8 protein-coding genes are annotated in these 12,607 nt (G+C 69.6%); 7 read left to right on the top strand and 1 reads right to left on the bottom strand.

From position 1 onward, the window contains the following. Positions 1-8 precede the first annotated feature (8 nt). Positions 9-719 (top strand): crotonase/enoyl-CoA hydratase family protein, encoded by a 711-nt coding sequence (locus G6N53_RS09905; protein ID WP_163888318.1) that lies wholly within the window; start codon positions 9-11, stop codon positions 717-719. Between the two features lie 94 nt (positions 720-813). Next, entirely contained in the window at positions 814-1,806 is a 993-nt protein-coding gene (locus G6N53_RS09900) for a magnesium transporter CorA family protein (RefSeq protein ID WP_163888317.1), read from the top strand. Here the strand turns inward: G6N53_RS09900 and G6N53_RS09895 are convergent. Further along, positions 1,784-2,887, bottom strand: a complete 1,104-nt coding sequence (locus G6N53_RS09895; protein ID WP_163888316.1) for an NAD(P)/FAD-dependent oxidoreductase — start codon at positions 2,885-2,887, stop codon at positions 1,784-1,786. The genes G6N53_RS09900 and G6N53_RS09895 overlap by 23 nt on opposite strands. Before the next feature lie 124 nt (positions 2,888-3,011). On the opposite strand from G6N53_RS09895, the gene G6N53_RS09890 reads away from it, so the two are divergent. From G6N53_RS09890 to G6N53_RS09870, 5 genes are all read left to right on the top strand, one after another. Further along, positions 3,012-3,677 carry a DUF3060 domain-containing protein gene (locus G6N53_RS09890; protein ID WP_163888315.1) on the top strand — a complete coding sequence of 222 codons (666 nt, stop codon included), beginning with the start codon at positions 3,012-3,014 and terminating at the stop codon, positions 3,675-3,677. A 39-nt stretch (positions 3,678-3,716) separates the two neighbouring features. Then, the gene (gene recC / locus G6N53_RS09885; protein ID WP_163888314.1) at positions 3,717-7,022 is read left to right on the top strand and encodes an exodeoxyribonuclease V subunit gamma; all 3,306 of its coding nucleotides are present in this window, start codon (positions 3,717-3,719) and stop codon (positions 7,020-7,022) included. Next, positions 7,022-10,342 (top strand): exodeoxyribonuclease V subunit beta, encoded by a 3,321-nt coding sequence (gene recB / locus G6N53_RS09880; protein ID WP_163888313.1) that lies wholly within the window; start codon positions 7,022-7,024, stop codon positions 10,340-10,342. Before recC ends, recB begins: the two co-directional genes overlap by 1 nt. Continuing rightward, positions 10,339-12,057: an exodeoxyribonuclease V subunit alpha gene (gene recD, locus G6N53_RS09875; protein WP_163888312.1), complete on the top strand. Its 1,719-nt coding sequence runs from the start codon at positions 10,339-10,341 to the stop codon at positions 12,055-12,057. Before recB ends, recD begins: the two co-directional genes overlap by 4 nt. Before the next feature lie 221 nt (positions 12,058-12,278). Next, entirely contained in the window at positions 12,279-12,587 is a 309-nt protein-coding gene (locus G6N53_RS09870) for a hypothetical protein (RefSeq protein ID WP_163888311.1), read from the top strand. Positions 12,588-12,607 lie beyond the last annotated feature (20 nt).

Below are 12,607 nucleotides of genomic sequence, written 5' to 3'. Positions count from 1 at the left end.
GGAGGACCATGACCAGCACTGTTTCCTACGAGCTCGCGGACACAGAAGACCGAGTGGCCACCATCACCCTCGATGACGGCAAGGTCAACGTGCTGGGGCCGGCCATGCAGGGCGCCATCAACGAGGCACTCGACCGGGCCGAGGCCGACGCCGCCAGAGCGGTGGTGCTGGCGGGCAACTCCCGGGTGTTCAGCGGCGGGTTCGACCTGGCGGTGTTCCAGTCCGGGGACGCCGCCGCGGCGCACGGGATGCTCGCGGGCGGCTTCGAACTGTCAATGCGGACGCTGACGTTCCCGGTGCCGGTGATCATCGCCGCGACCGGGCCCGCGATCGCGATGGGATCGTTCCTGTTGCTGTCGGCCGACCACCGCGTCGGAGCGCCGAAGTCGCGCTGCCAGGCCATCGAGGTGGCGATCGGGATGACCATCCCGATCTCGGCGATCGAGATCATGCGGATGCGGCTGACCCCGGCGGCATTCCATCGTGGGACCGCGCTGGCCTCGACGTTCGTCGGCGACGACGCGATCGCCGCCGGCTGGCTCGACGAGATCGTCGAGGCCGATCAGGTCCTCACCCGCGCCCGGCAGGTGGCCGCAGAAGCCGCGACGACGCTCAACGCCGGCGCGCACCTCGCGACCAAGCTCAAGGCCAGGCAGTCCGCGCTGGACGCCATCCGGGCCGGGATCGACGGCCTGGCAACCGAGTTCACTCTCGGCTGAGTCCCCCGCGAAATAGCGTTCCTGGTCGTGAAATCGGCCTCCTCCACAGCCATGGCTTCACACTCGGCGCGCGCCCTGCTGCAATGATGATCAGGTGACCCACGTCCGAGGCCGAATCTGGCGTGACGGCAAAGCGCAGGACGACTTCGAGTTCTCGGCGATATCGGACTGCCTGGCCTCCGACGGCACCCTGTTGTGGTGTGACATCTACGACCCCGACCACGCCATCCTGATGGACCTCGCCCAGGAGTTGCATCTCAACTCCTGGGCGGTGGAGGACGCGGTCGCCGTCGCCGAACGCACCAAGGCCGCCGCCTACAAGACGCACACGTTCTTCACCGTCTACGCGGTCACCGTCCGGACTCCCCCGCCCGAGGACGCGTCCGAGTCGGCTCTGGAAACCCATCGGATCTCCGCCTTCGTCCTGCCTCGCGGGTTGATCACCGTCCGGCTGTCACCGGACTTCGACATCGACCAGGTCTCACGGCGCTTCGACGAACTCGGCGGGCAGGAACACGGTGTCGGCTCTCTGGTGCACGGTCTGCTCGACGTGGTGGTCGACGGGCACTTTGATGCCGTCCAGTGCCTCGATGACGGGATCGAGAGCCTCGAAGACGACCTGTTCTCCGATCAGGCACCGCGGGGTGGGCTGCAGCGCAAGACGTTTCAGCTCCGCAAGGATCTTGTCGCGTTGCGGCGGGTGGTGCTGCCGATGCGTGAGGTGGTGACGCTGATCCAGCACCGCAGAATGGACGCCAGGACCGCGGTCGAGCTCGACCCTGTCTACGCCGACCTCTACGACCATGTGCTGAGGGTGTCGGAGTGGACCGAATCGCTGCGCGACATGGTGACGACGGTGTTCGAGACGAACCTTTCGCTGCAGGACGCGCACCTGAACATGGTGATGAAGAAGCTGACGGGGTGGGCGGCGATCATCGCCGTGCCGACGGCGATCACCGGCTTCTACGGCCAGAACGTGCTCTATCCCGGGATAGACACCGCCGGCGGCTTCGTGGTGAGCACGGCGATCATCGCCGTGCTGGTGGTCGTGCTGTACGTGATGTTCAAGAAGCGGGACTGGCTGTAGCTTCAAGAGTGCCGACGACGCGGCCTTCGAAGTGGTAGGTCGCGGAGAATCCGTTGCGCCGGTCGGCCAAGCGGCATGAGGCATCCGAGGAGCTCCAGCCACGGTACTCGAGCGTGAATTCGCCTATCTCGCAGGAGAATTCGGAGACCTTGTCCCAGGACGCCGGGTAGCCGGCCGCCGTGAGCCCGGCGACGAGCCCCTGCTGGGCGGCATCGCGCCAGTGTTCGGAGACGACCCGGCGGCCCGCTGCCACATTGTGTGCCAATGTGATATCGCCTGCAGCATAAACGTTTCGGGCCGACGTGCGCATGTGTTCGTCGACGACGACGTGCCCACCCTCGGTCTCGAGACCGGCAGCGGCGGCGAGCCGGATGTCCGGACGCACTCCGGTCGCACCGACCACGACGTCACCGTCGACCGTCTCACCGGTGGTCAGCACCACACCGGAGTGCTCGACGGCGGCCACCGTGCTCGCCCCGATGAACCGGACCCCGGTGTCGGAGAGCATCTTGACCACCCGCTCGCCCACGTCGACCCCGAACCTGCGCTTCAGCGGCACGGTTTCGGGGGCGACGAGGGTGGTGGCGACGCCGAGGCCGGCCAGACATGCCGCGGCTTCACAGCCGATCAGGCCGGCGCCTACCACCACCGCCGTCTCGGCGTGCCGCGCCGCCATCTTCAGCGCGACCGCATCGGCGAAGGTCCGCAGTGGTTGGGCGAGTTCTCCGCCGGGCACCTTCAGGGGCACCGACGCCGAACCGGTGGCCAGCAGCAGGTGCCAGTAGGGGTGGCGCACACCGCCGGCGGTGACGACCTGCTGGGCCTCGACGTCGATGCGCTCGATGGTGACGCCGCGGATGAGCTCGACGTTGTTGCGGTCGAACCAGCCGGCGCTGTGGAGATCGAGGTTGGGCTGGCGCCCGCACAGATACCCCTTGCTCAGGGGCGGTTTGGCGTAGGGCAGCGCCGGATCGGCCGACAAGATGCGCACCGGGATATGGCGGTGTCTGCTGCGGAACGTCTCAGCTGCGCTGATGCCCGCGGGACCACTGCCGATGGCGAGAAAACCCGGTGCCGCCATGGTGTGTGGGTACCACGCCGACCGGTCGCCGAATCCCGCTGCGGGCAACTGTCAGCCTTCGGACACATCCACCGTCGGCCTGCAACCGTTGAGCTGGGACGATCACGTGTGCAAACATCTGCGGATGGAGCCAGACGGGGATCCAGAAGCCCGTATCCGGGATCTCGAGCGTCCACTCGCCGACCAGGCCCACGCCAGCGAGTTGGGCACCCGGCCGTATGAGGCCACACCGGCGGTGGACGTGCCCGTCACATACCCGCAGTACGGTTCGCCGTACTACTCCCCGCCGCAGCGGGTGGTGCACAAACGGCCGCAGACGGCGCTGTGGCTGGTCCCGCTGGTCGTCATCGGCGTCGTCGGGGTCGGCATCGTGGGCTTGGTCGCGTTCTTCAACCTCGCCGGTTCGAGCAGCGACGCGCCCGTACGGCCGGGCCCGCCCGGTATCGCCGGCGGAGGTGGTTCCGTCGACGCCCCGCGTGCAGCGCCCCGCGTCGACCCCACCGACGACGTCCTGACGGTTGCAGCCGGCGGTTCGCTGAGCATCGCCGGGGTGGAACAGCGCAAGACGGTGGTGTGCGATCGGGGCTCGGTGAGCGTCAGCGGAGTCACCAACACCATCAAGATCCAGGGCCCCTGTGCCAGCGTCTCGGTGTCGGGCATGGACAACACCGTCACCGTCGACACTGCCGAGACAATCACCGCGTCCGGCTTCGACAACCAGGTGATCTACCGGGACGGCAACCCGGAGATATCGAAGTCCGGTCGGGGCAACATCGTCGAACAGGGCTGAGCACCGGATAGGACCGGCAGCGCCGTAATGTGGCCGCCGATGGCACTTCACCTCCATCGTGCCGACCGCACCGACCTTCTCGCCGACGGCCTCGGCGAGTTGCTCGCCACGCCGCTGCCCGATCCGTTCGCCGAGGAGCTCGTGCTGGTGTCCGCGCGGGGCATGGAGCGCTGGCTCAGCCAGCGGCTCTCCCACGTGTTGGGCCGGGGGACCCACGCCGAGGACGGCGTTTGTGCGGGGGTGACGTTCCGGCATCCGCGGTCGCTGATCGCGGAGCTCACCGGGGTGGCCGACGAGGACCCGTGGTCGGCGGATGCGACGGTGTGGCCGTTGCTCGAAGTGATCGACAGCGCGCTCGACGAGCCGTGGTGCACCGCGCTGGCCGCCCACCTCGGGCACTTCGAGTCCGGTGAGGAGAAGGAGCTTCGCCAGGGCCGGCGCTACGCCGTTGCGCGGCGCCTCGCCGGTCTGTTCGCCTCCTACGCGCGGCAACGTCCGCAGCTGCTCGCCGACTGGCTCGCCGGCGACACCGCCGGCCTCGACCCGGACCTGCGGTGGCAGCCCGAGCTCTACCGCGCCCTCCTGAACCGCGTGGACGCCGACCCACCGTCGGTTCGGCACGCCAAAACCATTGCCCGTCTTCAGGAGTCGCCCACCGACCTGCCGCAGCGACTGTCGCTGTTCGGGCACACCCGGCTGCCCCTCACCGAGATCGAGTTGCTGCACGCGTTGAGCGTGCACCACGACCTGCACCTGTGGTTGCCGCATCCCAGTGACGCACTGTGGCAGAGCCTGCGGGACGTCCACCGCGCCGTCGCCCGCCGTGACGACACGTCCCACCGCGTCGTGGGGCACCCCCTGCTCGCGACGCTCGGTCGCGACCTGCGCGAGCTGCAGCGCGGACTGCCTGCCAACCGGAAGACCGACGAGTGCCTCAACGCGGCGCCCGGCTCGCCCAACCGGGGCGGCACGCTGCTGGGGTGGCTGCAGTCCGACATCGCCGCCAACGCCGTCCGCGCCGCCGGCCGCACCCTCTCACCCGACGATCGCTCGGTGCAGGTGCACAGCAGCCACGGGCCGGCCCGGCAGATCGACGTGTTGCGCGAGGTGCTGCTGGGCCTGCTGGCCGACGACCCCACCCTGGAACCACGCGACATCCTCGTGATGTGCCCGGACATCGAGACCTACGCGCCGTTGATCGTTGCCGGATTCGGCCTCGGCGACGTCGTGCCCGGTGCGCACCCGGCGCATCAGCTGCGGGTCAAGCTCGCCGACCGCGCACTCACCCAGACCAACCCGCTGCTCGGGGTGGCGCGCCAACTGCTCGGCCTGGCCGGCGGGCGCGCCACCGCCAGCGAGGTGCTGAACCTGGCCGAGTCCGCCCCCGTGCGTTCCCGTTTCGGCTTCAGCGACGACGACCTGGACGCCATGGGCGAATGGGTGCGCGAGGCCAACATCCGCTGGGGTTTCGATTCGGCCCACCGCCGACCGTACGGAGTCGACTTCGTGCAGAACACCTGGCGGTTCGGCATCGACAGGGTGCTGGCCGGGGTGGCGATGTCCGACGATTCGCACGCCTGGCTGGACACCACATTGCCCCTCGACGACGTCGGCAGCAACCGGGTCGAGCTCGCGGGACGGGTGGCCGAGTACATCGAGCGTCTCCACGTCGTCGTCGAATCCCTCTCCGGTACACAGTCTCTCAGCGACTGGCTGAGTGCACTCACGGCCGGGATCACGCTGCTGACCAGCGTCGCCGACAGCGACGCCTGGCAGTCCAGCCAGGTCCAGCGTGAGTTCCACGACGTGTTCGCCACTGCCGGTACCCGCGCGGGCACTGTGCTGCGGCTGTCCGACATCCGGGCGCTGCTGGATCGCCACCTCGCCGGCCGGCCGACGCGCGCCAACTTCCGCACCGGCACCCTGACGGTCTGCACGATGGTGCCGATGCGCTCGGTGCCCCACCGGGTGGTGTGCCTGGTCGGACTCGACGACGGGGTGTTCCCGCGGCTCGGCGTCGTCGACGGGGACGACGCGCTGGCCCGTGATCCGATGACCGGTGAACGCGACATCCGTTCCGAGGACCGGCAGTTGCTACTCGATGCCATCGGCGCCGCCACCGAGAAGCTGGTGATCACCTACACCGGTTCCGACGAACAGACCGGACAGCGCAAACCGCCCGCGGTGCCGCTGATGGAACTTCTGGACACCCTCGACGTCACCACTCCACAGCGGGCCCGGGAGCGGGTGCTGGTCGAACACCCGTTGCAGCCGTTCGACATTCGCAACGTCACCCCTGGGGCGCTGAACATGCCCGCCGGCAAGCCGTTCACCTTCGACCAGACCACCCTGATCGCCGCCGAGGTCGCCGCCGGTGAACGCGCGCAGCGCCCGTCGCTGCTCGGAAGACCGCTGCCGGCGCCGCCGCCGGACGACGTCGAACTCGACGACCTGATCGGCTTCTTCCGCGACCCGGTCAAGGGATTCTTCCGCGCGCTGGACTTCACGCTGCCGTGGGACGTCGACCCCACCGAGGACGCGATGCCGGTGGAGATCGACGCTCTGCAGGAGTGGAAGGTCGGCGACCGGATGCTCGACGACATGCAGCGCGGCATGCACCCCAGGGACGCGCAACAGGCCGAGTGGCGGCGCGGCTCACTGCCGCCGGGCCAACTCGGCTGGCGGAAGGCACAGGAGATCCGCGAGCAGGCCGCGGCGCTGGCCGTCGCCGCGCACCAACACCGTGCACAGCCGCCCGAGGCGCACGACGTCGACATCGACATCGGCGACGGCCGGCGGGTGACCGGGACCGTTCCCGGGGTCCACGGTGACCGGCTGGTCTCGGTCACGTACTCCAAACTCGACGGTCGACATCTAGTCGCGTCCTGGATCCGGTTGCTGGCGTTGACCGCTCGCGACCCCGGCAGCGAGTGGGTTGCGGTGTGCATCGGACGGGCCAGGCGCGGCGGCCGGCCGCGGGTGCGGATGCTCGGCGCACCCCAGGTATCGGCGGCCGACGTGCTCGCCGATCTGGTGGCGATCTACGACGCCGGCCGCCGTGAGCCGGTCCCGTTGCCGCTCAAGACATCCTATGCGTGGGCGGAGACGCGCCACACCGGCGGCTTCCCGAATCGTCAGGCGGGCTTCAAGTGGAACACCGGCAGGTTCCCGGGAGAGAACGAAGAACCCGCACACCAGCGTGTCTGGGGGTACAACTCCAAGCTCGAGATCCTGCTGGAGCCGGTGCGTGCCGGTGAGGAGTACGACGGTGAGACCACCCGGCTGGGCGCGTATGCCGCCCGGCTGTGGCTGCCGCTGCTTCAGGCGGAGAGAGACCCCGACTGATGAAGACATTCGACCTTCTGGGTCCGCTACCGGCGCCGGACTCCACGACGGTGCTGGAGGCCAGCGCCGGCACCGGGAAGACGTTCGCACTGGCCGGCCTGGTGACGCGCTATCTCGCCGAGGGGCAGGCGACGCTGGACCAGATGCTGCTCATCACCTTCAGCAAGGCCGCCAGCCAGGAACTGCGCGAACGGGTGCGGCAACAGATCCTGGGCGCGGTGCTGGCGTTCGGTGACCCGTCGACCGTGGGGGACAACCAGCTGGTCGCCCACCTGCTCGAGGGCACCGACAAGCAACTGCGCGATCGGGAGCAACGGCTGCGCGACGCTCTCGCCGGTTTCGACGCCGCGACGATCGCGACCACGCACCAATTCTGCCACCTCGTGCTCAAATCACTTGGCGTGGCCGGTGATACCGATGCAGGTGTGACTCTGGCCGAGAGCCTCGACGATCTGGTGACCGAGATCGTCGACGATCTCTACCTGGCCTACTTCGGCCGGCAACGCGACGACCCGCCGCTGTCGCGCGGTGATGCCCTCGACCTGGCCCGTGACGTCGTGCAGAACCCGAGCGCCGAACTGCGTCCGGTGGCTCCCCCGGCGGGCACCGAAGCCGCGGTCCGCGTCGACTTCGCCGTCGCCGTGTGCGACGAGCTGGAGCGCCGCAAACGCAAGCGCGGCATCCTCGGTTACGACGACCTGCTCAGCCGGCTGGCCACCGCGCTGGAGTCCGCCGACTCCCCCGCCCGCGTCCGCATGCACCGGCGCTGGTCGATCGTCATGGTCGACGAGTTCCAGGACACCGACCCGGTGCAGTGGCAGGTGATCGACCGGGCATTCGGTGGCCGCTCCACGCTGATCCTCATCGGCGACCCGAAGCAGGCCATCTACGCGTTCCGCGGCGGCGACATCGCCACCTACCTGCACGCGGCCGGCACGGCCGGGGAACGCCAGACACTGGGCACCAACTGGCGAAGCGACGCGGCGCTCGTCGACTCCCTGCAGGCCGTGCTCCGCGGCGCCGAACTCGGCAACCGCGACATCGTGGTGCGCCCGGTTGCGGCCTACCACCGCGGGCACCGATTGGCCGGAGCCCCGCACAACGACCCGTTCCGGCTACGGGTCGTCTCCCGCGACACCGTCCGCACGCGGCAGGACAAGACGATCTCCATCGATCAACTGCGCAGCCACATTCCGCGGGACCTCGCCGCCGACATCGCCGCGCTGCTGGCCAGCGGAGCCACCTACGACGGCCGCCCGATCCGGGCCGGCGACATCGCGGTGATCGTCGAGATCCACAAGGACGGCCGACCGTGCTTCGATGCGCTCACCGCCGCGGGCATCCCGGCGGTGTACACCGGCGATTCCGACGTCTTCCGCTCCGACGCCGCCGACGACTGGTTGTGCCTGCTCGAGGCGTTCGACCAACCGCATCGCACCGGCTTGATCAGGGCCGCAGCCACCACGATGTTCTTCGGTCACACCGCCGAAGACCTTGCCGCACAGGGCGAGGCCCTCACCGACCGGGTGACGGACAAGGTCCGCGAGTGGGCCGACCATGTCCGCGAGCGCGGCGTCGCGGCGGTGTTCGAGGCCGCGCAGCTCGCCGGGATGGGGCGGCGGGTGCTGTCGTGGACCGACGGTGAGCGGCAGATGACCGACCTGGCGCACATGACGCAGGTGCTGCACGACACCGCCCACCGCGACCACCTCAGTTTGCCCGCGCTGCGTGATTGGTTGCGCACCAACCGCGAAGAGCGCACCGGCGCCGCCGAACGCAACCGTCGCCTCGACAGCGATGCCGCCGCGGTACAGATCATGACGGTGTACGCGAGCAAGGGCCTGCAGTACCCGGTGGTGTATCTGCCGTTCGCGTTCAACCGCCACATCCGGACCAACGAAGCGGTGCTGTTCCACGACGGCACCAGCAGATGTCTGCACATCGGGGGTGAGACCAGCCCGGACTGCGCCGAGGTGACCGAGCTCGGGCGGCGGGAGACCGCGTCCAACGACATCCGGCTCACCTACGTCGCGCTCACCCGCGCGCAGTCCCAGGTGGTGGCATGGTGGGCGCCGTCATGGGATGAACCGAACGGCGGGCTGTCGCGGCTGCTTCGGGGCCGCGCTCCAGGTGACCCGGTGGTACCGGACCGGTGTGAACCGGCGACGCTGGATGACGCCGATGCGATGGCGGCGTTGCGGGCCTGGTCCGACCAGGGCGGTCCGGTCCTCGAGGAGTCGGTGGTGACCGCCGGCGTGGAGGTCGAACTGCCGCTTGCCCCTTCAGATCTGGATGTGCGCCGATTTCGTCGGCTGATCGACACCTCGTGGCGACGCACGTCGTACTCCGGGTTGATCCGCGCCGCCGAGACGTCCGGCGGGGTCTCCAGCGAACCCGAGATCGTCGAACTCGACGACGAGGTCGGTGACATACCGGTGGCGGAGCCGCCGCACGCTGAAGTGGCGGAGCCGGCCGAGGCCGGGGTGGTGGCCGTCCCGTCGCCGATGGCTGACCTGCCGATGGGGGCGAAGTTCGGCACGCTGGTGCATGCCGTGCTGGAGACCGCCGACCCCTTCGCCCCCGATCTGAGCACCGAACTCGAAGCCCAGATCCGCGAGCACTCGGTGTGGTGGCCGGTCGACGTGCCGGCCGAGGACCTCGCCGCGGCGTTGGTGCCGATGCACGACACACCGCTGGGCCCACTGGCGCCCGCGGTCACGCTGCGGCAGATCGGTATGCGGGATCGGTTGCGGGAGATGGAGTTCGAGTTCCCGCTCGCCGGTGGTGACATCCGGGGCGACGGTCCACGGATCTCGCTGGCCGACGTGGGACGGTTGTTCCGGCGATACGTCCCGACCGACGACCCACTGGCCCCCTATGCGGAGCGGCTGACGAACGGCGCCCTCGCCGAGCAGTCGTTGCGGGGCTATCTCACCGGTTCGCTCGACGTCGTGTTACGGGTCGGCGAGACCTACCTCGTCGCCGACTACAAGACCAATTGGCTGGGTGAGCCCGAGATACCGCTGACCTCGGCCGATTACGGGCACGCGCGGATGGCCGAAGCGATGCTGCACTCCGACTACCCGCTGCAGGCACTGCTGTACTGCGTCGTGCTGCACCGCTTCCTGCGATGGCGACAACCCGATTACACGCCGGAGCGGCATCTGGGCGGGGTGCTGTACCTGTTCGTCCGCGGGATGTGTGGCGAGGCGACCCCCGTCGTCGACGGTCATCCGGCCGGGGTGTTCAGCTGGAAGCCGCCGGCGCCGATGATCGTCGACCTCTCGGACCTACTCGGCGCCGGGACGGTGGCACCGTGACTGTCCAACCCGCCGCCGCCACCGGGCTGCTCGGCGCATTCACCGACGCAGAGGTGCTCGAGGCGGCCGACTTTCACGTCGCGCGCCGTCTCACCGCCCTGGCCGAGGACACCGACGAGCGCGTCGCGCTGGCGGTCGCGTTCGTGGTGCGCGCCCTGCGGGCGGGGTCGGTGTGCGTCGACCTGTCCTCGATCGCCGCACAGGTCGCGATGCCGGAACTGCCGTGGCCGTCCCCCGACGACTGGCTGGCCGCGGTGCGGGCCAGCCCGCTGGCCGGCACGCCTCCGGTGCTGCGGCTGCTGGGCCACGATGCGGGGCAGTTGTTGTACCTCGACCGCTACTGGCTCGAGGAGCAGCAGGTCTGTGATGACGTGCTGTCGTTGCTGGCCTCGACGCCACCCGACGACACCGTGCCCAGCCTCGAGCGGTTGTTCCCGACCGGCTGGGAGGAGCAGCGCGCCGCCGCCGAAGTGGCACTGACACAATCACTCACGGTGCTGACCGGCGGGCCGGGCACCGGCAAGACCACCACGGTGGCGCGGCTGTTGGCGCTGCTGGCCGAGCAGACGTCGCTGGCAGCCAAGCCGCCGTTGCGGATCGCGCTGGCGGCGCCCACCGGCAAGGCCGCGGCGAGGCTGCTGGAGGCTGTGCAGCTGGAGGTCGACCAACTCGACCAGGACGACCGGGACAGGCTGCCGCAGTTGCGGTCGTCGACATTGCACCGGCTGCTGCGGCCGCGGCCCGGCAGCTCGTCGCGGTTTCGTCACCATCGCGAGAACCGGTTGCCGCACGACGTCATCGTCGTCGACGAGACGTCGATGGTGTCACTCACACTGATGGCCCGGCTGCTGGAGGCGGTGCGCCCGGACAGCCGGCTGCTGCTGGTCGGCGACGCCGATCAGCTGGCGTCGGTGGAAGCCGGTGCGGTGCTGGCGGATCTGGTCGACGGACTCGGTCGCCGCGCCGACGTGCGCGTCGCCGCGCTGCAGACGTCGCACCGGTTCGGTGAGTCGATCGGGGCGCTGGCGTCGGCCATCCGCGACGGCGACGCCGACCGGGTGATCAACCTGCTGGCTGCCGGCGGGGAGAACATCGAATGGCTCGACAGCGACGCGCCCGGTGACCGCCTGCGCAAAGTGCTGCTCCCCCACGCGCTGCGGCTGCGGGAGGCGGCGATCCTCGGCGCCGGCGAGGCGGGGTTGGCGACCCTGGGTGAGCATCGGCTGCTGTGTGCGCACCGGCGCGGGCCGTACGGCGTGCACTACTGGAACCGGCAGGTCGAGCGGTGGCTCACCGACGCGACAGGTGAGCCGATCTGGACCGACTGGTACGCCGGTCGGCCGGTTCTGGTCACGGCGAACGACTACGGACTGGGTTTGTACAACGGGGACACCGGGGTGGTGGTGGTGCGCGGGAGCGGGCTGTGCGCAGTGGTCGGATCGGGGTCGGGGCCGCGTGAGTTCGCGACCGGCCGGCTCCCCGAGGTCGACACCCTGCACGCGATGACGATCCACAAGAGCCAGGGCAGCCAGTGCGACGAGATCACCGTGCTGTTGCCGCAGGAACAGTCGCGGCTGCTGACCCGCGAGCTGTTCTACACGGCGGTCACGCGGGCGAAGAAGCGGGTACGGGTGGTCGGCTCGGAGTCGGCCATCCGCGAGGCGATCTCGCGACGGGTGGTGCGCGCCTCCGGCCTGGCCCACCGGCTGCGCTAGCCGCCCGCCGGACGCGCCACTCCCCGCCGGACGCGCCCCCCGCCGGAACGGTATTCCAGCAGGTCGCCACTCGGGTTTTCGCTGCTGGAATACCGTTCCGGCGGGAAGGGCGGGCGGGTTTCTGCCAGGGGTCGATCAATTTCTGCCAACGGAAATCATCCCTGCTCGGCCCTGGTTGGACCGGTCAGATCACCACGGTCAACCACATAGGGAGCAGAACAATGAAGAACCTCACCGCCGCCACCACCGCCACCGCCATCGCCGCCGGATTCACCGCCGCCTTCATCGGGCTGGCCGGTCCCGCCGCCGCCGCCCCGTCCGGCTCCGGCAGCGCCGCCGACACCATCGCCTCACTCGAGGCCGACGGCAACCGCGTCATCGTCAACCGCCAGGGCTCCACCGCACTGAACAACGCCGAGGTCGTCTCGGTCCGCCAGGGCCAGCCCATCCGCGAATACGTCTGGGACGCCCAGGGCGACCGCCGGGTTCTGCAGAACACCGGCAACGTGGTCTTCGTCGACGTCAGGTAACCCGCACACCGCAGAGAGGG

Origin of the sequence: Mycolicibacterium hippocampi (assembly GCF_010723735.1) — a bacterium.
Classification (GTDB): domain Bacteria; phylum Actinomycetota; class Actinomycetes; order Mycobacteriales; family Mycobacteriaceae; genus Mycobacterium; species Mycobacterium hippocampi.
The sequence above is the reverse complement of the archived record's forward strand: the minus strand, read 5'-3'. Positions and strand labels throughout refer to the sequence as shown.